Origin of the sequence: Salegentibacter flavus, from assembly GCF_900115145.1 — a bacterium.
Taxonomy (GTDB): domain Bacteria; phylum Bacteroidota; class Bacteroidia; order Flavobacteriales; family Flavobacteriaceae; genus Salegentibacter; species Salegentibacter flavus.
In genome coordinates this window covers 16,604-41,893 of record NZ_FOVL01000018.1, presented here as the reverse complement: position 1 = coordinate 41,893, position 25,290 = coordinate 16,604, and the positions used below count along the sequence as shown (strand labels likewise).

Annotated in this window: 26 protein-coding genes; 8 read left to right on the top strand and 18 right to left on the bottom strand. The window is 42.7% G+C overall.

Going from position 1 to position 25,290, the window contains the following annotated elements; translation table 11 throughout:
• Window positions 1-718 precede the first annotated feature (718 nt).
• The 13 genes from BM266_RS13250 to BM266_RS13195 all read right to left on the bottom strand — a co-directional run bounded on the left by BM266_RS13250 (window position 719) and on the right by BM266_RS13195 (window position 10,828).
• The gene (locus tag BM266_RS13250) at window positions 719-853 is read right to left on the bottom strand and encodes a 30S ribosomal protein THX (protein WP_093410546.1); all 135 of its coding nucleotides are present in this window, start codon (window positions 851-853) and stop codon (window positions 719-721) included.
• Window positions 854-856: 3 nt separating this feature from the next.
• A complete protein-coding gene (locus tag BM266_RS17145) occupies window positions 857-997 on the bottom strand; it encodes a hypothetical protein (RefSeq protein WP_175494811.1) in 141 nt (46 codons plus the stop codon).
• Between the two features lie 77 nt (window positions 998-1,074).
• Complete coding sequence (trpA, locus tag BM266_RS13245) at window positions 1,075-1,842, bottom strand: tryptophan synthase subunit alpha (RefSeq protein ID WP_093410544.1); 768 nt, start codon at window positions 1,840-1,842, stop codon at window positions 1,075-1,077.
• 107 nt (window positions 1,843-1,949) lie between these two features.
• On the bottom strand, window positions 1,950-3,131 hold the full coding sequence (gene trpB, locus BM266_RS13240) for a tryptophan synthase subunit beta (protein WP_093410542.1): 1,182 nt from the start codon (window positions 3,129-3,131) through the stop codon (window positions 1,950-1,952).
• Between the two features lie 81 nt (window positions 3,132-3,212).
• Window positions 3,213-3,875 (bottom strand): phosphoribosylanthranilate isomerase, encoded by a 663-nt coding sequence (locus BM266_RS13235; protein WP_245760449.1) that lies wholly within the window; start codon window positions 3,873-3,875, stop codon window positions 3,213-3,215.
• Between the two features lie 316 nt (window positions 3,876-4,191).
• The gene (gene trpC, locus BM266_RS13230) at window positions 4,192-4,986 is read right to left on the bottom strand and encodes an indole-3-glycerol phosphate synthase TrpC (RefSeq protein WP_093410541.1); all 795 of its coding nucleotides are present in this window, start codon (window positions 4,984-4,986) and stop codon (window positions 4,192-4,194) included.
• A gap of 175 nt (window positions 4,987-5,161) precedes the next feature.
• A complete protein-coding gene (trpD, locus tag BM266_RS13225) occupies window positions 5,162-6,154 on the bottom strand; it encodes an anthranilate phosphoribosyltransferase (RefSeq protein WP_093410539.1) in 993 nt (330 codons plus the stop codon).
• A 51-nt stretch (window positions 6,155-6,205) separates the two neighbouring features.
• A complete protein-coding gene (locus BM266_RS13220) occupies window positions 6,206-6,436 on the bottom strand; it encodes a GIY-YIG nuclease family protein (protein WP_245760452.1) in 231 nt (76 codons plus the stop codon).
• Window positions 6,437-6,595: 159 nt separating this feature from the next.
• The gene (locus BM266_RS13215; RefSeq protein ID WP_093410537.1) at window positions 6,596-7,231 is read right to left on the bottom strand and encodes an anthranilate synthase component II; all 636 of its coding nucleotides are present in this window, start codon (window positions 7,229-7,231) and stop codon (window positions 6,596-6,598) included.
• Window positions 7,232-7,286: 55 nt separating this feature from the next.
• Window positions 7,287-8,681, bottom strand: coding sequence for an anthranilate synthase component I family protein (locus tag BM266_RS13210; RefSeq protein WP_093410535.1), 1,395 nt, complete (start codon window positions 8,679-8,681; stop codon window positions 7,287-7,289).
• 472 nt (window positions 8,682-9,153) lie between these two features.
• Complete coding sequence (locus BM266_RS13205; protein WP_093410533.1) at window positions 9,154-9,657, bottom strand: YceI family protein; 504 nt, start codon at window positions 9,655-9,657, stop codon at window positions 9,154-9,156.
• A gap of 59 nt (window positions 9,658-9,716) precedes the next feature.
• Entirely contained in the window at window positions 9,717-10,295 is a 579-nt protein-coding gene (locus tag BM266_RS13200; protein WP_093410531.1) for a YceI family protein, read from the bottom strand.
• An 80-nt stretch (window positions 10,296-10,375) separates the two neighbouring features.
• A complete protein-coding gene (locus BM266_RS13195; RefSeq protein WP_093410529.1) occupies window positions 10,376-10,828 on the bottom strand; it encodes a MarR family winged helix-turn-helix transcriptional regulator in 453 nt (150 codons plus the stop codon).
• Between the two features lie 202 nt (window positions 10,829-11,030).
• Between BM266_RS13195 and BM266_RS13190 the strand changes: the two genes are divergently transcribed.
• The 5 genes from BM266_RS13190 (at window position 11,031) to BM266_RS13170 (ending at window position 14,910) form a co-directional block, all read left to right on the top strand.
• Entirely contained in the window at window positions 11,031-11,345 is a 315-nt protein-coding gene (locus BM266_RS13190) for a rhodanese-like domain-containing protein (protein WP_093410587.1), read from the top strand.
• 8 nt (window positions 11,346-11,353) lie between these two features.
• On the top strand, window positions 11,354-11,767 hold the full coding sequence (locus BM266_RS13185) for a rhodanese-like domain-containing protein (RefSeq protein WP_093410527.1): 414 nt from the start codon (window positions 11,354-11,356) through the stop codon (window positions 11,765-11,767).
• A 196-nt stretch (window positions 11,768-11,963) separates the two neighbouring features.
• A complete protein-coding gene (locus BM266_RS13180; protein ID WP_093410525.1) occupies window positions 11,964-13,199 on the top strand; it encodes a S8 family peptidase in 1,236 nt (411 codons plus the stop codon).
• Between the two features lie 161 nt (window positions 13,200-13,360).
• Window positions 13,361-14,068, top strand: coding sequence for a porin family protein (locus BM266_RS13175; protein ID WP_093410522.1), 708 nt, complete (start codon window positions 13,361-13,363; stop codon window positions 14,066-14,068).
• Window positions 14,069-14,223: 155 nt separating this feature from the next.
• Complete coding sequence (locus BM266_RS13170; protein WP_093410520.1) at window positions 14,224-14,910, top strand: MCP four helix bundle domain-containing protein; 687 nt, start codon at window positions 14,224-14,226, stop codon at window positions 14,908-14,910.
• Here BM266_RS13170 and BM266_RS13165 read toward each other — a convergent pair.
• A complete protein-coding gene (locus tag BM266_RS13165; RefSeq protein WP_093410518.1) occupies window positions 14,907-17,876 on the bottom strand; it encodes a DNA polymerase III subunit alpha in 2,970 nt (989 codons plus the stop codon). The two genes, BM266_RS13170 and BM266_RS13165, sit on opposite strands and share 4 nt — an antisense overlap.
• A complete protein-coding gene (dinB, locus tag BM266_RS13160) occupies window positions 17,876-19,093 on the bottom strand; it encodes a DNA polymerase IV (protein WP_093410586.1) in 1,218 nt (405 codons plus the stop codon). Before dinB ends, BM266_RS13165 begins: the two co-directional genes overlap by 1 nt.
• Window positions 19,094-19,299: 206 nt before the next feature.
• On the opposite strand from dinB, the gene BM266_RS13155 reads away from it, so the two are divergent.
• The 3 genes from BM266_RS13155 (at window position 19,300) to BM266_RS13145 (ending at window position 22,657) form a co-directional block, all read left to right on the top strand.
• A complete protein-coding gene (locus BM266_RS13155) occupies window positions 19,300-19,983 on the top strand; it encodes a DUF6799 domain-containing protein (protein ID WP_093410515.1) in 684 nt (227 codons plus the stop codon).
• Between the two features lie 51 nt (window positions 19,984-20,034).
• The gene (locus tag BM266_RS13150) at window positions 20,035-20,901 is read left to right on the top strand and encodes a hypothetical protein (protein WP_245760448.1); all 867 of its coding nucleotides are present in this window, start codon (window positions 20,035-20,037) and stop codon (window positions 20,899-20,901) included.
• Between the two features lie 181 nt (window positions 20,902-21,082).
• Window positions 21,083-22,657: an NADP-dependent glyceraldehyde-3-phosphate dehydrogenase gene (locus BM266_RS13145; protein ID WP_093410514.1), complete on the top strand. Its 1,575-nt coding sequence runs from the start codon at window positions 21,083-21,085 to the stop codon at window positions 22,655-22,657.
• A gap of 106 nt (window positions 22,658-22,763) precedes the next feature.
• Here the strand turns inward: BM266_RS13145 and BM266_RS13140 are convergent, their stop codons facing one another.
• The 3 genes from BM266_RS13140 to BM266_RS13130 all read right to left on the bottom strand — a co-directional run bounded on the left by BM266_RS13140 (window position 22,764) and on the right by BM266_RS13130 (window position 25,028).
• Window positions 22,764-23,276 (bottom strand): DUF4256 domain-containing protein, encoded by a 513-nt coding sequence (locus BM266_RS13140; protein WP_093410513.1) that lies wholly within the window; start codon window positions 23,274-23,276, stop codon window positions 22,764-22,766.
• An 85-nt stretch (window positions 23,277-23,361) separates the two neighbouring features.
• On the bottom strand, window positions 23,362-24,213 hold the full coding sequence (locus tag BM266_RS13135; RefSeq protein WP_217648161.1) for a DNA alkylation repair protein: 852 nt from the start codon (window positions 24,211-24,213) through the stop codon (window positions 23,362-23,364).
• Window positions 24,210-25,028 (bottom strand): universal stress protein, encoded by an 819-nt coding sequence (locus tag BM266_RS13130; RefSeq protein WP_093410511.1) that lies wholly within the window; start codon window positions 25,026-25,028, stop codon window positions 24,210-24,212. Before BM266_RS13130 ends, BM266_RS13135 begins: the two co-directional genes overlap by 4 nt.
• Window positions 25,029-25,290 lie beyond the last annotated feature (262 nt).

Below are 25,290 nucleotides of genomic sequence, written 5' to 3'. Positions count from 1 at the left end.
GACAGTTTATTGTTTGTTGTTTTTTCGGTTGTCAGTTCTGAGTTCTGAGTTCTCAGTTGTATGGGTTTTTTTCTTCTCGGCGGGGGTTAAGGATTTGTTCGTGTTTTGAGCTATATCCGCCGAATCCTGTGCGAGAGAGAGTTTATTGTTTAACGTGGGGTTTGATTTTACCAGGAGGGGATGTTGAGATTCTTTCAGAAAAATATTAGGAGGAGATACCGGGTTAAGTCTGGTATGACCCCAACTTACAGAGCGTCATCCTGAACTTGATTCAGGATCTCATTTGAGTGAAGGGAGCGTTGTGAAAATGGGCAGGATGAGATGCCGGATCAAGTCCGGCATGATGTTATTTTGCAAGCCGTCACCCTGAACTTGATTCAGGGTCTCATTCGAGTGAAGGTGGCGTTGTGAAAATGGTCAGGATGAGATACCGGGTTAAGCCCGGCATTAGGGAAAATTCTAGTGTCTACTTCTAAAGACTAGTGACTTTTTTCACGCCAAGCTCGCAAAGGAGTCGCAGAGGCCGCAAAGGGTTTTATTTACCCTTTTTCCAATAAAAACTACTATCTATCGACTAAACACAAAAAAAACCCCAGCCTCAAAGTAAACCTCTGAAGTTGGGGTCAACTGTAAAGTAGTTTTTTACGACTACTCCAGTTTTATTGTAATTCCCATATGTCTTTGCCAACTGGCTATATTCTTATCGCGGCCTTCAGTTTTACTGAAGTTCTTTCTTACTCTGCTCGGCTACTGTGGTAGGCTTCACCTTAAACTTTTTACGTCTGGGGCGTAATCGCCCGTAGGTGCCGATGGCAATTTTTCCGCGTTTGGTTTTTCTATCTCCTCTACCCATAAATTACTTTTTGTTTTGTTGGTCTTTTATGGTTTTTTCGTCAATATCAAACTTATTGGTTTCCTCTTTGTTACCAGATGGATTGACGGGATTTTTCTGTTCTTTTTTTCTTTTTAGTTTATTTTTTTCAATTGGACCTGACATAATTCTCTGTTTTTAAGTTCATTACTAATATACAAAAGCAGAGTCTTAAAACCTGCCAAGGGGATGTTAGAGTTAGGTTAAACCGGGCGGATACTTTTAACAAAATCAGCAATATCCTGCTTTCTACTGCTGTTGAGGTGTTTTATAAATGCCGAACCGATTATCGCTCCTTTGGCGAACTCAGTAGCCTGTCCGTAGGTTTCTTTATCACTGATTCCAAACCCGACGATTTGCGGATTCCTGAGTTTCATTTCTGAAATTCTTCGGAAGTAATCCCGGGTTTCCTTGGTGAAACCTTTGGTTGATCCCGTAACACTGGCCGTGCTCACCATATAGATGAAACCTTCGGAAACCGAATCTATGAAGCGAATGCGCTCTTCTGAAGTCTGTGGCGTAATGAGGAAAATATTGCTCAGGCCATACTTTTCAAAGATTTCCCGGTACTTCTCGTTGTATTCCTCCACCGGAAGATCGGGGATTATGAGCCCGTCGATGCCCACTGCAGCACAACTTTGGCAGAATGCTTCCACACCAAATTGCAGGATAGGATTGAAATAGCCCATAATAATAAGCGGGATCTCAACTTCCTCTCTTATGCCTTCCAATTGCTGAAAGAGTTTTTTGGTGGTCATTCCGTTCTTCAAAGCCACCCCTGAACTCTCCTGAATGGTAGGTCCATCAGCCAGCGGATCGCTGAACGGCAGTCCGATCTCAATAAAATCGATTCCGTTTTTTTCCAGGTCTTTAATAATGGAAACCGTATCCTCTGGTTCGGGGTATCCGGCGGTGAAGTATATGGAAAGCAGTTTTGTGTTCTGCGCTAAAGTGTTTTTTATTCTGTTCATTGTTCGTTAATTCGTGATTGGTTAATTGGGGATTCGGGATTGGTTAATTCGTAAGTGTGGAATTTCGGAAGGAAATAGCACGTAACTCATAACTCATAACTGAGAACTCACAACTGAAAGTAATCAATATACGTACTCAAATCCTTATCGCCACGGCCTGAAAGGTTCACCACTACTATATCATCTTCCTTGAACTTGCGGTCTTCGAAAATGGCCAGGGCGTGGGAGCTTTCTATGGCGGGGATGATGCCTTCGAGTTTCGCCAGTTGGAGTCCGGCTTTCATCGCGGCGTCATCGGTGATAGAAATGAACTCTCCACGTCCGCTTCGGAAAAGATTCGCGTGCATAGGTCCAACCCCGGGATAATCGAGTCCGGCAGAGATGGAGTAGGGCTCGGTGATCTGCCCGTCTTCACTTTGCATCAATAGGGTTTTGCTACCGTGGATGATACCTTCCTTACCTAAAGCCGAAGTTGCCGCGCTTTCACCGGAGTCTATGCCCTTTCCGGCGGCTTCCACGGCAATGATGCCTACTTCGGGAGTATCGAGATAGTGGAAGTAAGCCCCAGCAGCATTGCTTCCGCCACCCACACAGGCCACCACATAATCGGGATTTTCCCGATTTTCTTTTTCCTTCAGCTGCACTTTGATCTCTTCAGAGATCACCGCCTGAAATCTGGCCACCATATCAGGGTAGGGATGAGGCCCCACCACCGACCCGATGATGTAATGTGTATCCACCGGATTGTTGATCCAATCTCTAATCGCTTCATTGGTTGCGTCTTTGAGGGTTCGGCTACCGGATTTGGCAGGGATAACCGTGGCACCCAGCATTTTCATCCGTGCCACATTGGGGGCCTGCCGATCGATGTCTATCTCGCCCATATACACGATGCACTCGATGCCCATTAAGGCACAAACCGTGGCCGTGGCAACTCCGTGCTGCCCCGCGCCTGTTTCGGCGATAATGCGGTTCTTGCCCAGGCGCTTTGCCATTAAGATCTGCCCCACAGTGTTATTGATCTTATGGGCGCCGGTATGGCAGAGATCTTCGCGTTTGAGATAGACCTTTGTGCCGTATTTTTTGCTGAAGCGCTCTGCATAATACAAAGGAGTAGGTCGGCCTACATAATCACGAAGCAGCTCTTTAAATTCTTTCTGAAAAGATTCCTCTTTCATAATGTCCAGATACTGCCGGCGCAGTTCCTCAACATTGGGATACAGCATCTCGGGAATATAAGCCCCACCAAAATCGCCGTAATATCCTTTTTCATCTACCTGATAACTCATGTTTTGTCTGTTGTCTGTTATGGGTTATGATTTGTGGGTTGTTAGTGTAACTATGAACAATGAACCACAAAACTATAAACCTTAATTTTTTAATTTTTCACTAAACTTTTGAAGCAAATTTGGGTCCTTCAAGCCAGGCTCCAACTCAAATCTCGAATTCACATCCACAGCATAAAAGACTTCCGATTTAGCTTGCTGCTCAAAATGTGTTTGCAACTTTTTGATTGCTGCTACCTCTTCCAAACCAATCCCCCCGCTAAGGAAAAAGGGAGTGGAGGAGGGATAGTCTTTAAGCAATTCCCAGTTGAAGGTTTCTCCGGTGCCGCCTTTGGTTTTTCCTTTGGTGTCGAAGAGGAAATAATCTACATTTCCTTCAAACTCCCGCAATACTGAAAAATCGAATTCCTCCTTAACCGAAAATACCTTTATGATCTCCATTTTGTCCATCCCGGCAAAGAGGATTTGTAATTCCTGGCAGAATTCGGCCGACTCACCGCCGTGTAGCTGTACTGCCTGAAGTTTATGTTTTTTGATCATTTCCAGGATATCATCGACGCTGGCATCTACAAAAACCCCGGTTTTTTTTATGCCCGGACTGAGCTGCGGGATTTGAGCTTCAAAATAGCGCGGGGTCTTTTCGTAAAAGATAAAGCCCATATAATCAGGTTGAAGTTTCGCCACCTCGCTGATGTTTTGAGGGTGCTTCATCCCGCAGATTTTTAGTTTAAGATTTTTTATTTTCATTTAAAAAGGTTTTACTTTTATCATCAAAACTTTGCTTTTACATTTAACCGTACTTGCATTGCTATTTCACACATTTTAACCTCAGTTTTTACTTTTATATTTTGTTCTTTCATTTTTTGCTCGCCCAAAAAACGAGACAAAAAAAAGGGCCCTTTGTGGAGGTGTTTTTTTGGCAACAAGGCCAAAAAAACCGCAAATCAGTAGCTAAATCTTTTCCAAGGCTTCAAAAATTTTTAACGCTACTGATTTGCTACACTCACAAACGGGGAATTAGACTCGACAAGCTCGTATAATTTAGAATTCATATCTATTTTTTTTAAATGCTTGATTTTTCCAATTCCTTTATAAACTCTTCTGCTGCCTTGCCGGGATTATCGGTTTTCATAAAATTCTCGCCGATCAAAAAGCCTTTGTAGCCATAGTTTTTCAAATCCTTTATTGTTTCTACTGAACTGATCCCGCTTTCAGAAACCTTTACAAATTCTGAAGGGATCTTTTCTGAAAGCTCTTTACTGATATCGGTGCTCACCTCAAAAGTCTTTAGATTCCGGTTATTTACCCCAAGCATATCCAGGCTGGGCATAATCGATTTCTGGAATTCCTCTTCGTTATGGACTTCCAGCAAGACTTCCAGGTTCAGGCTTTTGGCGAATTCGGAAAGCTGTTTTATCTGCTCTCGCTCTAAAACCGCTGCGATAAGCAGGATCACGTCGGCACCGTGGGCTTTGGCTTCCAACAGCTGATATTCGTCGATTATGAATTCCTTGCGCAATAATGGTAAATTGGCCGAGGCCCTGGCATAAAGCAGATCTTCGAGCGAGCCGCCAAAATACTTTCCGTCGGTTAAAACGGACATCCCACAAACCCCGGCTGCTTCATATCCCCTAGCTACATCGGCCACATTCAAATTTTGGTTGATCACCGATTTTGAGGGCGATCTCCGCTTATGCTCGGCGATGATCCCACTTTCTGAATTTCTCAACCGCTGCGCTAATGAAAGCGTCTCCCGATCAAAAAGCGCTGAATTCTCCAGTTGGGAAACCGGGACTACCCGCTTTTTCAGGTCTATTTCCTTGTGTTTATCGGCTATTATTTTGTCTAGTATGTTCATTTTTTCAGTTCTGAGTTCTGGGTTGTCGGTTGTCAGTCTTGTTTTCTTCTTAGCCCGGGAATTCCCGATTATTTTGCCGTTTGGAGTTTATTGTTTGGTGTTCATTGTTTTTTACTCTCCACTTTTCTCTCTTCACTTCATTTTATTCTACAGACAAAAGTCTAACGACTAAAGCCTATCTACTAAGTTCCTGTAATTTTTTTAATACTTCCAGTGCCCTATCAGACTCCAGGGATTCTTTGGCTTCGGCGAAACCTTCCTGGGGGCTCAGACTTTTTGCGGTGGCGATGGCCATGCCGGCGTTGGCGCAAACCACGTTGTTTTGAGCGGCTGTGCCTTTTCCGTTTAAGATATCAGTAAAAATTTTTGCTGAACTTTCAATGCTACCGCCCCCGGCGATCTCTTCCTGTTTAAGTGTTTCCAGTCCGAGGTCTTCGGGGTTCAGCATCATTTCCGAAGAATTTGAAATGATTTTGGTGCTTCCTGTTAGCGAGATCTCGTCGTAACCATCCAGTGCGTGCAGAATGCTGAAATTCTTATCGGTATTCTGATACAGATAGGCGTACATCCTTGCCAGCTCCAGATCGAAGACCCCAACCAGCTGATGCTTGGGAAAAGCCGGATTCACCATAGGTCCCAGCATATTAAAAAAGGTCTTTACCGCAAGGGATTTTCTGATTGGTGCAACATTTTTCATTGCGGGATGGAAAAGCGGGGCGTGCAAAATACATATACCTGTTTCGTCCAGAGATTTTTCCAGGAAACCGGCATCGTTGGTGAATTTAATCCCGAGTTGTTCCATCACGTTCGAGCTTCCGCTCACCGAGGAAACTCCGTAATTCCCGTGTTTGGTCACCTTAATGCCTGCTCCCGCGGTCACAAAGGAAGCCGTGGTAGAAATATTAAAGGTATCCTTTCCATCGCCGCCGGTTCCGCAGAGATCTATGGGGTTATAAGCGCTGAGGTCTACGGCCAGGCATAGTTCCAGGAGTCCGTCCCGAAATCCTTCCAGCTCCTCGATGGTGATGCTCCGCATCATATATACCGTGAGAAAAGCCGCGATCTGACTCTCGTTATATTCTCCCTTCGAAATGCTGAAAAGCGCCTGCTTGGCCTCCTCCTTGGAGATGGTTTCGTGGTTGATAAGTCGGTTTAAGAGTTGTTTCATTTATTTATCATTGTCACTCCCGCGAAGGCGGGAGTCTATATTTTTTATTCTCTAATGTTTGAATCTTATAGTCAGATCTTCCCAATCTGGATTGAAATCATTTATCAGATTAACTTTCCATAAGCGATTCCATTTTTTTAATTGTTTTTCTCTTCGAATCGCTAATGATGGGTATTTAAATTTTTCATAATAAACTAACTTATTTAGATTATATCTGCCACTGAAACTTTTGAAGTTTCTGTTTCGATGTTGATATAATCGTTGCTTTAAATTTCCAGTAATCCCAATATATTAGGTGCCGTTTTTCCGGTTAGTTATAATATATACGTGATATTCTGAATTTGATTTCATCAAAACTCATTTTATAATCTATCAAATTTCGTGTTTCCTAGAGATTTCCGCCTTTACCGAAGTGAATTCGGTATAAACTGCGGAAATGACTTAATTGGTCACCCAATTTTTTATAATTTTCTTCCCCTCCGGGGTCAACACCGATTCCGGGTGGAATTGCACCCCGCGCACATCGTAATCCCGGTGGCGAAGGGACATTACCTGTCCGTTTTCGTCGTAGGAAGTCGCGATGAGGGAATCCGGCAGTTCTTTTAAAACCACCCAGGAGTGGTAGCGGCCTACCTTTATTTTCTTTGGAAGGTCTTTAAAAAGGGGTTCGTCATCCACGCAAATCTCAATATCGGTAGCGACACCATGGTATACGCTTTCCAGATTTCCCAGCTTCCCACCGAAAACCTCTCCTATAGCCTGTTGCCCCAGGCAAACTCCCAGAATGCTTTTGGTAGCCGCATATTTTTCAATGATAGCTTTCAGGAGGCCTGCCTCGTCTGGAATTCCCGGTCCAGGGGAAAGCAGGATCTTGTCGAATTGCTCCACATCTTCCAGTTCGAGCTGGTCGTTTCTTCTTACCACCACTTCGCATCCCAGATCTTCCAGGTAATGCACCAGATTATAGACGAAGGAATCGTAGTTGTCTATTACTAAAACAGAGGCCCCACCCCGGCCCTCCCCAGAGGGGAGGGAGTTAAGGTCTTTCGCATTGATATTTGTTTTCTCAGTTTTCATTTTATTTGATATTTTTTTAAAACTCCCCCTCCCTCGGAGGGGGCTGGGGGGAGGATTATATCTCCTCTGCTATTTCCAGAGCTTTTGTTAAGGCTCCGAGTTTATTATATACTTCCTGTAATTCGTTTTCTTCAACCGATTCTGATACCACCCCGGCACCAGCCTGGTAATGTAAATGGTGATTTTTGCTCACAAAGGAGCGAATAATGATGGCGTGATTAAAGTTGCCTTCAAAATCCATAAATCCGATAGCACCACCGTAGGCATCGCGGTTCACGTTCTCATATTTTTCGATGAGTTTCATCGCACTGTGTTTGGGAGCACCGCTAAGGGTTCCCGCGGGAAAGGTGTCGGCTACTACCTGCATGGTATCGGTGTTGGCTGCAATCTTTCCGGTGACCTTGCTCACCAGGTGAATCACGTGAGAGAAAAACTGGATCTCTCTGTATTTCTCGACTTTCACATTGTTCCCGTGGCGGCTGAGGTCGTTTCGTGCCAGGTCTACCAGCATCACGTGTTCAGCGTTTTCCTTTTCGTCAGCGGCAAGTTTTTTAGCCAGTTCGGCATCTTCCTCGTCGTTTCCGGTACGTTTAAAAGTTCCGGCGATGGGGTGAATTTCTGCCCGGCCATCTTTTACTACCAGCTGGGCTTCAGGAGAACTGCCGAAGATCTTAAAACTTCCGTAGTCAAAAAAGAAAAGGTAAGGTGAGGGGTTCACGCTGCGGAGTGCGCGGTATACGTTGAACTCGTCTCCTTTAAACTTCTGGGAAAACCGGCGGGAGAGCACCATCTGGAAAACGTCTCCGCGGAAGCAGTGTTTTTTGCCCAGTTTCACGTTTTCCTTAAATTCCTCATCGGTAAGATTGGAAACCGGGCCTTCCTGGCGAGTGAAATTATAGGTAGCAAAATTGCGCACTTTGATCTGCTGTTCTATCTCGGCGATCCTGCTTTCGGTATCGTAACTGTGATCAAAGATGTAAGCCTCGTTGTTAAAATGGTTGATCGCGATGATATTCTGATAAACCGCGTAATAAATATCTGGGATCTGAAGGTCGCCTTTCTTTTTGGAGATTTCAATATCCTCGAAATAGCGAACACCGTCGTAGGCGATATAGCCGAAAAGTCCGTTGTTGATGAACTTAAATTTACCGTTTTTCGCCTTAAATCTTTTAGAGAATTCCTGGATTTTTTCGGGGATGTTCACTTCCGAAGAAATCGGGGTGGTTTCTTTGCTGCCATCGGGAAAAACCTCGGTGATCACCTCATTCTGCAGCTTGATGGATGCTATAGGATTACAGCAGATATAAGAGAAAGAGTTGTCGCTGGCGTGATAATCGCTGCTTTCCAGAAGCAGGGAATTCGGGTGTTTGTCCCGCAGTTTCAGGTAGACGCTCACCGGGGTGATGGTGTCGGCCAGCAATTTTTTATGGGTGGTCTTTAGTTCGAACATTAATTTTATTTTTGTCACTCCCTCGAAGGAGGGAGTCTAATTTTAGCTTTATTCTTATTTGGATTTCCGCCTTTACCGAAGTGAATTCGGTATAAACTGCGGAAATGACCCGACTCGATTTTATGAGATTTCCGCCTGCGCGGAAATGACAAATGATTAAATAAAAAAAGGCTTGTCGTGAGACAAGCCTTTGTATGATTTTATACTATAGCAGTGTTACTTCACGACGTTTGACGTAAATTATTCCACCACCAGGTATTTGTTATTCTGTTTTTCATGACTCCAAAGATAGAAAGCATAATTTTAAAAACAAGCGAATTAATATAAAAAAAGCCGGAAAAGTGAAATTTACTTTTCCGGCCAGAATTGGGGGCAAAATTTTACTCGATAATCGAGATTTAATGCTCCGAGGCTTGTCTCGAAATCAAGATATATTTACCAAAAATTCCTCTTGGGGCTTGCCCGAGGTAGTTTACTTGAATTTCAACTCGATATTTAAATCGAAATTATCGTAGATAGTCTGGTCTCCGAGTCCGCTAAAGAAGCTCCCTGAATTATACCGCACATTATATTTTGAACGGTCTATGCTTAATTTGGTAGTTGCGGTATTATCATTCCAGTCAAGATCGAAGGTCACAGGATGAGTTTGATCTTTGATAGTGAGATTGCCAACCACTCCATATGTCCCATCCTCTTTTTGGGCAATACTGGTGATTACGAGTTTTGAAGTTGGGTAATTGTCTACTCCAAAGAAATCATCTGAATTCAGATGGCCTTCGAGACCTGCTTTATCCTCTCCTTTAAGATCGGTAACTGTGATACTGGTCATATCCATTACGAATTCTCCCCCTTTGATTTCATCGTTTTCCATCCGGAACTTTCCATCTTTTAGATCGATGGTGCCGGAGTGAGATCCCAATACTTTTTTACCTTTCCAGGCTACATTGCTGGCCTGAGTATTTACTTGCTTTTCCATAGTTGTCTTAATTTTTTCTTTTTCTTTTCAATTTCAATAGCAATTTTTCTCCCGTCGATTTAGAATTTCAAATCTACTTCCAGTTCAAAATTATCGTAGATAGTCTTGTCTCCTAAATCGTCGAAGAAACTACCTGAACCATAGCGCACGTTGAATTTTGAACGGTCAATAGTTAAGGCGGTGCTGGCTGAATTCTCATTCCATTCAAGATCAAAAGTTACAGGGTGAGTGTCTTCCTTAATAGTAAGATCGGCAACTACACCATAGGTGCCATCATTTTTCTTGGCAGCACTGGTGATAACCAATTTTGCCTGAGGATAGGTTTGAACTCCAAAGAAATCATCAGATTTCAGGTGGCCTTCCAGTTTAGCCTTGTTCTCACCTTCCAGGTCGGTTACTTTGATGGAGCTCATATCCATAACGAATTCTCCGCCTTTAAGTTGACCATCTTCCACGATAAAGTGGCCTTTATTAAGTTCTACTGTTCCGGTATGGAATCCGGTAACTTTCTCGCCTCTCCAGCTAACTTCACTGTCTTTTACATTAATTTCCTTTTTTTCAAGGCTATTCGCGGTAAAGGCAACAGTAGTTAAAACGATTACCGATGCAAGGGCAATTTTTAAAACATTCTTTTTCATACTTCTTATTATTTGATTTTGGTTTATATTAAATTTACTTATTAAGGCGAGCTAATTGTTCCCTCCGGTTTGTGCCGGGATTAAGCTCTCAACTCATTTAACTTCTCGTTTATCAACTCATTTTCTACGGAATTTATACGGGATGTGATTTCGGTTTCAATATTGTCTATCACCGGATCTACTTCATGGAGGAACTCCAAACCTTTTTTGGTGATACTTATTTCAACCTTGCGCCTGTTAGCTTCACAGGTTACCCGTTCTACCAGGCCTTTGGCGATTAGTTTGTCTACCAGACGGGTAGTATTGCTCATTCTACTAACCATACGCTCCTGTATAGTGCTTAGATTTGCAGGTTTTCCTTTCTGTCCCCTAAGAATGCGCAATACGTTAAATTGCGGAATAGAAAGGTCAAAACCCTTTAAGGCCTCTCCAATCCTGTCGTTAATATGATTTGCTGTCACCAGGATATTGAGAATAAGCCGGCGGGACTCTGGTAACTTATTAGTCGCTTTTATAGTTTCCTCTATATTCATTTGTTATAACAATATTTGTATGTACAAATATAGTTTAGATTAGAAAATTTGAAAGAAGGTGTAGTGTTAAATATTTTACAAAATTTATATTGGGAAATAGGAATAGGCTTTATAAGGAGGAAATCTTTTTACCTTTCGGCCAAAATTGATTAACTGTAGGTCCCTTTCTTCAAGGGAATTAAAAAAATTAGAATTAAGATTTATGAAAGAACTAACTCAGGAAGAATGGAGAGAAAAACTGGAACAGGACGATAAGGCTGTGGTTTTGGATGTACGAACCGAAGAAGAGATGGAAGAAGGATATCTTCCGAATGCAAAACTTATTGATATTTATAAGGGACAGGAGTTTGTAGATGAAATTGAAAAGCTGGACAAATCTAAGAACTACTATATTTATTGCCGCTCGGGACAACGCAGCGCACAGGCCTGCCAGCTAATGGACCAGATGGGATTTGCTAATACCTATAACCTCCTTGGAGGGATTATAGAATGGGAAGGTGAAATAAAGGAAGATTAATTTATTCTATGATAAATATAAATCGACTGCTGGCTGGACTACTTCTGGTAGGGAGTCTGTATTCCTGCAAGGAAGTTCAGGCCGAATCTCCCGGATTACCAAATTCTGTAGAACATGTTAGTGTAGAAGAGATGAAGTTACATCTTCAAATGGAAGATGTACAGCTTATTGATATACGTTCCCGCGAAGATTATACCGATGCCCATATCGTGAATGCGGAAAATATTGTTTTCGATGAAGAATTCAGAACAAACCTGAAAACCCTCGATAAATTTCGTCCGGTATTGCTTTACTGCACCGATGGGTCAAAAAGTAAAAAAGCCTTAAAAATTTTGAAACGAATGGGATTCCAGAATGTCCAGGAACTGAACGAGGGTTTTGAAGAATGGGTAGCCAAAGATGGCCAGGTAAAAAAATACTGATTAATATTTAATCAAAATCATAAAATGATAACAAGTCCCCTGTTTTTAGGGGGCTTTTTTTTTATGGTGAATTTTACATTTATTCGGGCATTTCTTTGATTTATTTCTAATAAAAAAGAAAAAAATTTGTTTTTTACCTATAAAATCATAGATTTGATCGATCTATTAACCTTTTTTTAACCAAACATTTAATTTTATGATTTTACAAAAACTCAGGCCTTTAGCAGCTACTGTGATGGCCGCAGCATTCATGTTCTCCTGTTCTCAGGATAAGGAAGAAAACCAAAGTCTGGAAGAACAGCAAGTAGCTCCTTCCAGTTCAGAAATTATTCAGGGACAGTACATTGTGGTCTTTAACACCGATGTTACGGGCGACGAAGGTGCAAAGTATCCTGAAAGCTATACTAAAGCCCAGGAATCGGTTAAAGCTAAAACCGAACAACTTTTAAGCGAAAGCGCTATTGAGGATGCCGATATTATTGCGGTATACAGTAAAGTGCTTAACGGTGCTGCAATGAAATTAACCGCGGAGCAAGTAGAAAACCTTCGTGGAAAAAAAGAAGTGTCTTACATTGAAGAAGACAGAATTGTAACTTTCGCTCCACCTTGTGGTACTCCAAATGGAGGCCCTTGTGATGGTGACGGTGGTGGCGGAGGCTCTGGCCAGGAAACTCCGTTTGGAATCGCCCGTGTAAATGGAGTAGCTGATTATACCGGTTCCGGAGTAGCCTGGGTGATCGATTCAGGAATAGATTTGGATCACGAAGATCTTAATGTAGATGCTTCCAGAGGTTTTAATGCCTTTACTTCAGGAAAAGATGGAAAATCTACCGACGATGGTAACGGACACGGAACGCACGTTGCCGGTACTATCGCTGCCTTGAACAACGATTTAGGGGTAATTGGTGTGGCTCCAGGAGCTATAGTAATTCCTGTAAAGGTTCTTGACAGCCGTGGTAGTGGATCTTATTCCGGAGTTATCGCCGGTGTAGATCACGTAGGAGCTTATGGAAACAGTGGAGATGTAGCCAATATGAGCCTTGGAGGCCCAACTTCAGATGCTTTGGACCAGGCCGTTCTTGCTGCTTCTCAACAAGGGATCAAGTTTGCTCTTGCTGCAGGTAATGAAAGCAGCGATGCGAATAACTCTTCTCCTGCAAGAGTTAATGGTGCTAATATCGTTACCATCTCTGCGATGGATTCTAACGATAACTGGGCCTCTTTCTCTAACTACGGAAATCCACCGGTAGATTATGCAGCTCCAGGAGTTGCAGTTAAGTCTACCTGGAAAGACGGAGGCTACAATACAATTAGTGGTACCTCTATGGCTGCCCCACATGCGGCAGGAGTTCTTTTACTTGGTGCTGCCAGTATCGATGGTACGGTAAATGGTGACCCTGATGGGAATGCAGATCCTATTATTGTTCACTAAAATATTAAGATAGATCATTAAGAGCATCGGTTTTGCCGGTGCTTTTTTTGTTGATATACGTTTAGCCGATTTTTTGCGTTAAAAAGATATAGAGTATTATTCTATTATTTTATTTAATTGATATATTTACCCGGGAAGTTAAGACCGATAAATCTACATTTATGAACAAAAGTTTTTTACCGATTTTAATTGGGCTAATGTTTTTTAGCCTTTCTTCAAATGCTCAGGAATACAGTTTTGGAGTGAAAGGTGGAATTAATCATGGATCGGGTCCTGAAGTGACAGGTCGATCATCCAATGTGGGTGGAATTGATTATTATAGTACGGATACGTTTCACCCAGATTCAGAGATTGGTTTTCATGGGGGAGTTTTCTTTCAATTAAAATTTGGAAAATTTTTCATCCGACCCGAAGCTATGTACAATACTATTGACATGACTTTCTCTTTTGTTAATTTAGAATCTAAATATTCAGTTGAAAAATTTAGTATTCCTCTGCTTTTTGGTTATAATTTTTGGGGACCTTTAGATGTTTATGCTGGGCCTGCATATCAAAATATTATGAGTGCTAATTTAGAAGATACCCAGGATGCCATAGTTGTACAAGAAACCCCATTAGCCGGACAGGCCGGGATAAAGGCAAATTTCGGAAGATTTGAAATTGATTTAAGATATGATAGACAATTATCAATAGAGGATCCCTACGAAATAAATATTGAAAATGATAGTTCTCCGGGAGGAGCCCGGGATGGAGTGAATTATGCTTACTTTCAAGGACCAATACATCAAGTGATGTTGAGCCTCAGTTTCAAAATAGGAGACAGCGAATCCAATCCCGGCAGACGCCGTGGAAAAGGCTGCTATTTCTAAAAATTAAATAATTATAGAAAAAGCCTCAATTTCGAAATTCGGAATTGAGGCTTTTTTGATTAGGAAAAACTTAAAAAAATCGGGGAAATTTTGTTATTTTGTATGACGCTCAATTGTTTAGAACACTGCTCGTTTTCAGTTTAATCCCGATTGCTATGAAAGATCTATTTTCCATTAAACCCGAAAAGAGGAAACGCCTTATATTATTACTCAGTCTGTTTTTTGCCCTTATTCTTATCGCCGAACTGATCGAGAATAAAAACCTTCAGAAAATCGACAGCGATTTTTCCTCACTGTATGAAGACCGGTTAATTCCCGCCTCACAAATGTATATGCTTTCTGATTTACTTCATGAGAAGCAACTCATCTTTGAACATCTTAACGAAAATAACTATCGGATAGCATCCACCGATCTCGAAAAGATAAAAGATGAAAACCGGAAAATAAATAATATCCTGGCAGAATATGAAACCACTTACCTGGTAGAGGAGGAAGTGGAACACCTTGCAAATTTCAGGACCAATTTAAAAGCCTACCAGGAAGTGGAGTCAAAGATCCTTTATCATCTTGAGAATAAGAATTTCGGAGTGGCACAGGTGCTAATCAATACCGAGGGAAGAGCGCTTTTTAATAATGCGAATACCCATCTAAACCGACTTGCAGAGATTCAGCCGGAAGTAGGCAGAGAACTGCTGGCCGATTATCGTTCCAGTTTTGGAAGTTCCAGTTTGTTGTATTATTTCAAGATAGCAATAACGCTGCTTTTTGGAGTATTTGTCCTCCGATTGCTCGGCCTGGTGAACCTGGTGAGTCAGCCAAAACAAAAATTCGAACTCAATTAATAAACGGGTGCGGCCAAACGGGGATCGATTAAGATAGCTTGTCTTTCTATCGCTTTTATCTGTATGGAAAGATAGCCTAGTTCATCTACCACAATGCCCCGACACAGATAAATTCCTTTGCCTCTTACGGGATACTTCTCGGCTATGTTAGGGAAATGCACCGTGTCAAAAACATCATCGTTTTTATCGAATAAAGTGCCGAAATACATATAGCGTTTGGTGGTGGTTGCTGTTCTCTTCAGGGTGATGAGGTTGCCGTAAATACTAACTTCTTTACCCACATAAGTTTTTAATTCAGCCGCCAGTACCGATGCCTGCATTTTGTATTTCAGCAACCTAAACCGACTGCAAAGCGGAAATCCCAGCAACTCTATCTCGTCGTAGCTATTTATCAATTCTGAATAGAAGAATTCAGGCAATTCATAATCTTTATGCGGAGGCTTGAACAGCACCGCCTGTGAGGTTTTGGGTTTGGTCTTGTTTAGCTTGAAGTGAGCTTTCCATAAAAGCTGATGCTTATCAATGCCTGTAAATCTGAAAGCATTGATGCGCAAAAGAATGCTGAGTTGTTCGATAGAAAGCTCCACCCGGTCTATAAACTCATCGAAAGACCTGAATTCCCCGAAAAACTGTCGGTTCTCAAGGAGCTTCTGAATGCTTTTGAGCTCGAGTTCTTTGAGGTAACCAAATCCCAGGTAGACATCCTTTCCGTAGATTACGGTGGGATGGTCGCTTTTATTGATACAGGGCGGATGGATGTTCCCGCCACATCTTTTTATTTCCTTGAGATAGGTCTCCACGTCATAGAATCCGCCGCCGTTGTTTAGCGCCGCCACCATAAATTCCAGCGGAAAGTAGCGTTTTAAATATAGGCTCTGGTAGCTTTCTACCGCATAGGAAGCCGAGTGACCTTTCGGAAAGGCATAGCCGGCAAAAGAGGCGATCTGTTCCCAAACCTCTTCTATCAGATATTCTTCATAGCCTTTTTTAAGGCAATTCTCTCTGAAAGTTTCTTTGATGCGAAGTAAATCTTCCTGCAGGTATTTTTTCCCGCTCATTCCGCGTCTTAACACATCGGCATCATCGAAATTGAGATCGGCGAAGTGGTGGGCTACCTTCATCACATCTTCCTGGTACACCATTACCCCATAAGTATCGGGCATTATTTCCAGCAGGATGGGGTGTGCCTCTTTCCTTTTCTCCGGATTCCTGTGGCGTTGAATATATTCTTCTTTCATCCCGCCGCTGGAAACTCCCGGTCGTATCACCGAACTGGCCGCCACCAGATTCATATAATCCTGAGTCTGTAGTTTGATGAGCAGCCCTCGCATGGCAGGAGATTCCACATAAAAGACTCCCATACAATCCCCATTTTTCAGCAGGGAATTGATCTCAGGATCTTCCTTGAAAAGCTGTATGTTTTCAATGTCTTCTATCCTGGCTTCGTGCTGATTTTCTTTGATGATCTCAATAGCATCGGTGATCTTGGAGAGTCCGCGCTGGGCGAGAATATCAAATTTATGAATGCCCACATCTTCGCAAACATTCATATCTATCTGCAGGGTCCTGAAACCTTTGGGCGGTAAAAAAGTAGCACAATAATTATAGACCGAATCATGGAGGATCGCGATTCCGCCGGAATGCACGCTTAGGTAATTGGGAAAACCCTCGATAAGGGCGCTATACCTCAGTACCAGCTTCTGGGTTTCGTCAAGTTCTCCCAGCTCAAAATAACCAGAAGCCAGTTTGTCTATCTCTTCCTTTGGCAAGCCGAAAACCTTGCCGAGTTCCCGCGCTACGGCGCGGCGTTTAAAGGTGACGTAGGTGGTGAGCAGGGCAGTGTTCTCATATTTCCTAAATATATAGGCCGTCACCTCGTTACGGTCTTTCCAGGAAAAATCTATATCGAAATCGGGGGGAGAATTGCGGTAGGCATTGATGAAACGCTCAAAATAGAGATCGAGCTCAATGGGGTCTACGTTGGTGATCCCAATGATATAGGCCACGATGGAATTCGCCCCGCTGCCCCTGCCTATAAACGGAAAGTTTTTAGACCGGGCATATTCCACAATGTCGAGATTGATGAGGAAATAAGGCGTGAAATTTAGCTGGGTGATAGCTTTTAACTCTTTTTCCAGCCTATCGAGGATTTGCTGAGTGGGTTCAGGGTAGCGCTTTGGTAAACGTTCATAACAAAGTTCCCGAAGCTTCTTAATGTCTTCGGTTTTGTTGTTTCCGAAAACCTGCAGATTGCGGTTGATGCGTTCTGCTCCAAAGTCGAAGTTTAGGTTACAGGCCTGCATCAGGTTCCGGGTATTTTTTATGATATAAGGGAAATCGTCAAACTCCTTTAAGAGGTCCTCTTCGGGAAACATCTGCTGAGAAAAAGAAGCCTGTTCTTCTTTTGGAAGTTTACTCAGCAGGGTATTATTATCTATGGCGCGTAGGAGTCGGTGCGCGTTATAATCTCTTTTACTTCGGAAGCTCACGCTTTGCAGAAGCACCAGCTTATTCTTGAACTCCAGGTATTTCGAGAATTTCAATTTCCGAAGGCTTTCCGCAGAAACCCCGATGAATTCGTTGTCCCGGAAGCGGGTTTTCTTCCTGCTCATTACTTTTTCCAAGGGATAGATAATGAAGCATTCGGGGAGTTCCGGCGCATCGGGAGAAAAATCCTGTTTTTGGTGGAGGTGTGTTGCGAGATGTGTATTGAGTTCCCGAAATCCGGTATTGCTCGCGGCTATACCCACATATTGCTGATCTACCCCATTTCTGAAGTCTATTCCGATAAGTGGTGTTATACCATATTTCGGGGCTTGTTTAATAAAATCCAGGCAGGCCGAAGTGTTGTTGATATCGGTTAAGGCCAGGCTGGAAACAGCGTTCTTTTGCGCAAGTTTGCACAGCTCCTCAACAGAGAAGGTGCCGTAGCGCAGAGAATAATATGTGTGGCAATTGAGGTACATTATTGTTTTCTATGTGCCAGGACTATCGGCGGCGCTCCATCAAAAGGATTGCCCATCCTGCCGATGGTTTTGGTGCCTAAAGTAACGGCCCGCATCACGCTGTGTTCTCCAAACTTATTGCGAATGTGGTCTATGGAATTGTATAGGTTCAGCATTTCTTCAGAATCATCGAAGAGATTGATCTGGTAATTTCCGCCTACGATCCCGCTGAATTTCACGCCTATCAGCCTTATCAGCAGTCGCCGGTAGTAAAGCTGTTTGAATAGCTGCTCTATTTTTGGGATGAGGATATGGTCGGCGCTGGTGTAAGGAATCTTGACCTGTTTGCTTTGCGTTTGAAAATCGGAATACCTGATCTTTACACTTACCTGGCTGGTAAGTTTATTTCCTTTCCTAAGCTGGTAGGCGAGGCTTTCCGTCATCGCTACCAGGGTGGCATGTAGCCTTATCATATCTATAGTGTCCCGGCCAAAAGTACGCTCGGTAGAGATCGATTTTCTTTCGTGAAAAGGGATGATAGGAGGATTGTCTATGCCATGGGCTCTTTTCCATATCGTGCGGCCGTTCTTGCCCAGCACGCTTTCCAGCATTTCCACGGGCATTTGCTGGATGGTTTCAATTTTATAAATGCCCAGATTCATCAGGGTTTGATAGGTTTTGTTACCTATCATAGGGATCTTGTTTACGTCAAGAGGCGCCAGGAAATTCCGTTCGTTGCCCCGGGCTACTATGCTTTCGGCATTGGGTTTTGCCTCACCGGTGGCGATCTTGGAGACGATCTTGTTCTGGGATAAACCAAATGAGATAGGGAGGCCGCTTTCCTTTATAATATTTTGGCGAAGTTCTTTGGCAAATTTTTCTATTCCGAAGAACTTATCCATTCCGGTGAGATCGGCATAGAATTCATCTACACTGGCTTTTTCAAAAGAGGGGACCTGGTGTTTAATGATCTCGGTCACTACATTGGAGTGGTAGGTGTAGGTGCTGGCATTTCCCCTGATCACGATGGCCTGGGGGCAGAGTTGCCGGGCTACTTTCATAGACATTCCGGAGAAAACCCCGAATTTACGTGTCTCGTAACTCGAGGCGGCAACTACCCCGCGGTCTCCCATCCCTCCTACGATAAGCGGTCGGTTATTTAATTCGCTGTTAAGCAAACGCTCTACAGACACAAAAAATGTGTCCAGATCGAGGTGTATGATAGATTTTGTATTCATTTTAGAAGGATTAAATCCATTAATTTGGATATATTCCAAAATTATGAAATTATGAAGATCCGGCAGTGGCTTCAGGCGTTAAATTTTTAGTATAAAATGTAGTCTGAAAAAATAGTTTCTCGAAACTTTTTTTCCTGAGAAATATCATTCTTTTTGGTGCTTTTATATGCTAAGTTTATTAGAGATATTAACTTAAAATACACACAATGAGAATATTATTTTTATTGGCTTTTCTGTTCTTAGGCATCCAGACAGGGATTGCGCAGGACAGGGATCAAGACAGAGATCAGGATCGTGATCAAACACGATTAATGATGGTAGATGGAGATCTTTTACAGATAAGAGATCAGGACCAACAGCAGCTACAGGACAAAATAACCCTGAACGATGGAACAGTTTTAAGTCCGAATGGCGCTTATGTAACCCGCGATGGGAGAAGACTCCGGCTTAAAAACGGCGAATGCCTCGATATGGACGGAGTAAAGTATAACAGCGAATATCAGTACCGGTTCAAGGTTCAACAAGAGAACAAAGGCTTGTCTGAAGCCCAGATTCAGGAGCGCAATCAAAATCGTGTGCAATATTCCCGTATAGATGGTGATATGTACCAGATAAGAAATCAGTCGCAAAACCGTGTACAGAATCAGCTTAACGTGGGAGATGGTATTTCTGTTAGGCCTGATGGAACTTACCAGGTTCGCAATCAACAACAGATGCGTCTTCAGGATGGCGAATGTTTGAATATGGATGGGGAAAAACTCACCAATATGTATCAGCTTCGTAAAAACATGATGCAAAAGAATATGATGCAGAAGAAAATGCAAAAAAACATTCCAAAAAACGTTCAGAAACAGGTTCAGAAGAACCCTAAGAAGGGGAAAAACAACTAACCAGTAAGCCGGCAATCAGTTTTGGTTACCGGCTTTCTTTAAATCTTAATTATGAAAAGGCTACTACTATTCCTAATGATATTTCAGGGAATTGGTTTATCGGCCCAGGCCGATAAAAATCTGAGGGAAGAGAAAACCGATGAGGGATTTTCTTTTCTTTTTGCAGATTTGAGCTACTCGAGTGATGCAGTTTTTATGGGAAGAAGAGATTCTGTGGCGGCCCCTTATTTGTTGCCGTCTTTAGGATATTACCACCGCTCCGGTTTTTATGCCGATGCTTCCTTGTCTTATCTCGTAAAGGATGAAAACAGGGTGGATATGGGTTTGCTTAGTGCCGGGTACCGCTTTGATGCAAATGGGCTTAATGGGGGGATTGCTGCTACAAAATACTTCTTTAACGAAGAGAGTTACAACGTACAATCACAAACCTCCGGAAACCTGATGGCCCTGTTGGGTTATGATTTTAATTTTCTGGAATTAAGTGTAACGGGAAGCGCTTATTTTTCGGAAGATGGGGAAACCGATTTTTTCGCGGGGCTTATCCTTGATAATACGCTTAGTCTAATTGAAAACAAGCTCGTTCTTAACCCTAGCTTCAGATTAAATGCTGGCTCCCAGTATTTTTACCAGGAATATTACCAAACCAGTCGTTTGGGAAACCGAAAGGGGAAAAACGCGATGCAGCAGGTTCCGGTTGAAACTATAGAGGTGGAGGAAGCTTCCAATTTTAATTTGCTTTCTGTGGAACTCAGTCTTCCTGTATATTACTATCATAATCAGTTTATTTTCTCTTTCAGGCCTCATTTGGCATTTCCGCAGGGAGAGAGCAAGATCATTACTCCAGATTTCGTTTATGAAGAAACTTTGGATGATGTTTTCTATTTTTCAGTGGGGATAGGCTACTGGCTCATTCCGTAGATCCTGTCTATTAAAAAACAAATTGATCTGACTTGTAAGATTTCCTGCTTATTCTTTGAGAAATGCTGCTTTTGTTTTCTCTTGCGTCATAAAATTTTGTGAAAGCTGGGAGACTTAGTTCGTATTGGCTTAAAACTTCTTAGCTTTAAATTTCTTATTTAATAAAACCAAAACTTAAATTATGAGTAACAGTAAATCTTATCAAGTCGAGCCGATCCATCAGGACACATACCTGGCAAACGGAGAATTAATAAAATGGGATGGAAAAAAAGATGAGGTTTATTCTACTATTTCTTCTACTGAAAGCTACAGCAAAACCCTGTTAGGTACAGTGCCGCATATGGATGAGGCTACTGCCCTGGAGGTATTGGAGCACGCCTGCAATGCCTACGATAAAGGAAAAGGAGAATGGCCTACCGCGAAAGTTGCCGAACGGGTTAAGAGTATGACGAAATTCGTGGAACTTATGCAGAAAGAGCGGGAGACCGTGGTGAAGTTCCTCATGTGGGAAATAGGGAAATCTCTGCCCGATTCTGAAAAGGAATTTGACAGGACGGTGGAATATATTTACGATACCATTGAAGATTATAAGCAGCTGGACCGTGATAGCGCTAATTTTCAGAAACGGGATAATGTGCATGCGCATATCCGGCGCGGACCGCTGGGAGTAGTGTTGTGCCTGGGGCCCTATAATTATCCTTTAAATGAAACCTTCGCTTTGCTTATTCCGGCATTAATAATGGGGAATACGGTGATCTTTAAGCCTGCAAAACACGGAGTTTTGTTATTGTCCCCTTTGCTGAAGGCCTTTCAGGAAAGCTTTCCTAAAGGTGTGGTAAATATCATTTACGGCCGGGGGAGAGAAGTGGCGGCCCCCATTATGAAAACCGGGAGAATAGATGTGCTGGCTTTAATTGGCAACAGCAAATCGGCTATTGCCTTGCAGGACCAACATCCGCATAAGAATCGCCTGAGACTCGTGCTTGGTCTTGAAGCCAAAAACCCTGCGATTATTTTGCCCGATGCCGATCTTGATCATACCATTGAGGAATGCCTGTCAGGGACTTTATCTTTTAACGGACAACGTTGTACGGCTCTGAAGATCATCTATGTTCATGAAGAAATCAGGGAGGAATTCAATAAGCGTTTTGCTGAAAGGGTAGACCAGTTGAAATTTGGAAATCCCTGGGATGATGGTGTAAAGCTTACGCCCCTGCCTGAACCGGATAAACCCAAATACATCACCGAATTGATAGAAGACGCACAGGAAAAAGGAGCAAAAATCCTGAATGAAAAAGGAGGTAAGATAATCGACAATTATATCTTCCCTGCTGTGCTTTATCCTGTGACCGAGGAGATGAGGGTGTACCAGGAAGAACAGTTTGGTCCGGTGATTCCTGTAAAATCTTTTACTTCCATAGAAGACCTACTCAACGAGATAGCCGATTCCAATTACGGGCAGCAAGTGAGCCTCTTCGGAAAAGATGTACATCAGCTCGCGCCGCTTATCGATACTATGGTGAATCTGGTATGTCGTGTGAACCTAAACTCTGCCTGCCAGCGAGGACCGGATGTGTTCCCATTCACCGGAAGAAAAGACTCTGCCGTGGGCACCCTGAGTGTGCACGACGCCCTGCGATCTTTCTCTATAAGAACCTTCGTGGCTTCTAAGGACAATGACTACAATAACAAGATACTGCAGGAACTGGTTTCCGGAAAGGAATCCAACTTTGTGAGTACAGATTATATTCTTTAGACTCAGTTCCCGGTCCCGATAAAAATCGGGATCGGTTCTCTGTTGTGGGTTTTTTGCGGGTTTGTTGTCTGTTAATCATTCCTCAAACCTTCATCTCTATACTTATTCAAATCTGTAGCGAAGCTCTGAAGCCTCTTGAGGCGTAATAGGATGCTGCGCCGCTATGGTAAAGGAAAACGGTGTCATATCGTTTGTCACAGAAAAGGGCTCCACACAGTTCCCTGATGTTTTCAGGGGTTTGTACCCAGCTGGAGGTTTTGGTATCAAAATCTCCGAATTGTTGTAGTTGCCGGTATTGATATCTTGAAAGTAATTCAACACCCATTTCCCGGGCCAGGTCCATCGCGCTGTTCTTTGGTTTATGAGCTTTCCTGGCTTCCAGTGCCGCCCGGTCGTAGCACAGACTGCGTCTGCCTTTCGGACTCCGTTCTGAACAGTCGAAGAATATAATTTCGCGGGTTTCCTTGTCCTGGTCTACTACATCGGGTTCGCCCCCTGTGCTTTCCATCTGGTATAATGAACGAAGTTTTTCACCATGAGCTTCTTTAAGTCGGTTTTCTACGGAAGTCCACTTAATTCCTTTATGATGCTCGGGGTGAGCCTCGAAACGCTGTTTCAGGGTTTTTAGGAATTCGTCTTTTTCTTTTTCTGAAAGCTTAAGGGGTTTTCATAATTCAGGAGATTTTACATTAACCGGAATAATATTATTTCTTCTTTCTGCTGAGCATCTCGTTTATCCAGAGGGGAGCAAAAGGGGAGGTGCAACCCTTAGAAACCGGATAATCCCGGTAGATTCCAAGTTCCTCTCCGATGTTGGTAGCCCGTTTCGTGTGTTCAGGGGAATTAATGCCTATCTGAGCCAGGGCGGTATTCATAGTCCATTGTACCTCCGGGGGAGCGGTGGGCATGTCTTTTTCTATTCGGTCTAAAAGCCTATCCAGATCGAGGTTTTGTGGTTCTCTGCTTGCTTTCCCGGCGGTAAGGCTCCAACCTGATCGGGCCGCCCAGATATTTTTATCATTCGACCATTCTTCGCGAAGCTGCTCCTTTTCTGGGTGGTTTTTTAATACATAAGCATTGAACCAGTCGGCAACCTGTGGGGTTTGGATGGACTTCACCATTTTATCGAGGTTCTGAGCCGATAAGTCTTCAGAGTTCATAATAAGGATTGCCAGAAGTCTGGCCTCCATCATTTTGGTGTCCCAGAGTTGTAGTGCGAGCCGATGATCTGTTTTTATCTTTTTTGCCAGTTTCCGCAGGTCTCCCAGTTTGATCCCGTATTGATCGTCGCCTGCTCCGTGCTTCTTGTTACGGGTAAAGACCTTTTCATCACTAAGAGATTCCAGTTGAGTGGTTGTTTCCTGCAGCGTCATTTTGGTTCTTTTTTGAAGAATAAATTTAAGGAAATTGTGAGGATATTTTATCGGCTCCCTGTTTCCGGTTCCAGAAAAGCGTGATAATACTGTGCGCCTGCCATTTGGTGTGGGCGTAAAATATTTACCTCCAAAAGATATCAACTGCCGGACATCATTTATTGTTTGGGTATTCCAGTTCATTTTGATAACACAAGTAAAGGAGTTTGCGCCCGGTATACCAGTTCATTAATCGTGAATTTTCTGAAAAGTTTATCGGTTAGGGAGCGGGAACCCTGTTGAAGAACTAAGAATGAATTATGGCTTTGCTTCATTTTCTCCCTTAACGCAGAGGTAGCATCATTTCCCTTGTATATCTGAATTTCAGACTTAAAACTTTTGTATTCACTTTGTAATTTTAAAAGATGCTCTCTGGCGGACTGTTCTTCTTCGGTTTCTTTTAGAATGGTAAAGAATTCAATTTCCTTTACATTATTTTCAAGTGCCGTTAATACTGAATTCAAGTGCTCCCTGTTTAACTCATAGTTGGGGTGAACTCCCACCAGGAGTTTTTCGGGGAGATTCATCTTCGTTTCTGTGGGTACGGTGACCGTCAACATTTCCGATTCGTCTATGACAGAAAGAGTAGTGCTACCTATAAACAGGGGTTTTAAAACTCCACCTTCTTTTAAACCGGTGAATACCCAATCAAAATATTGTGGCGAGGAGAGTTCTTTGAGAAAAGCAAGGATGGGTTTCTCGCTTATCTGAAAGGAGTCATCACTATAGATTCGGTCTTTTGCCAGTTTACGAAGTTTTGAATATGCTTCATTAGCCTCCCCTTTTATGATCTCTCTTCTGCTCTCTTCATCAGCCATTGCCGGTACCAGTCCGGGTATCTGATGCACAAAAATCACTTTTGCATTGACAATCTCAGCTATGCTGAAAGCAAAATCTATAAGATTCTCTGTATTACTGGAAAAGTCTATCAGGACCAGTATTCTGTTTCTCTTATTCATAGCCTCTTGTTGTAATGGCACCTGTTATTTTAAGCCGTAATTCGCCGTAAATATTATTCCTTTTATGTAGGGTGCTGGTCCTTATAAAAATACGAAAAAAACCTTTATTCTTTAAGATAGGAGAACCGGTTCCGGGTTTCGGGTTCTCTTTTAGCGTTTCGAAAAGTTTTCAGAATTTGAGCCTTTTAAACAGAACCTGGAATTCACGTTGCTTCTGAAGAAATGTATAAAAAAGCCCCGCAATTTGCAGGGCTTTTAATAG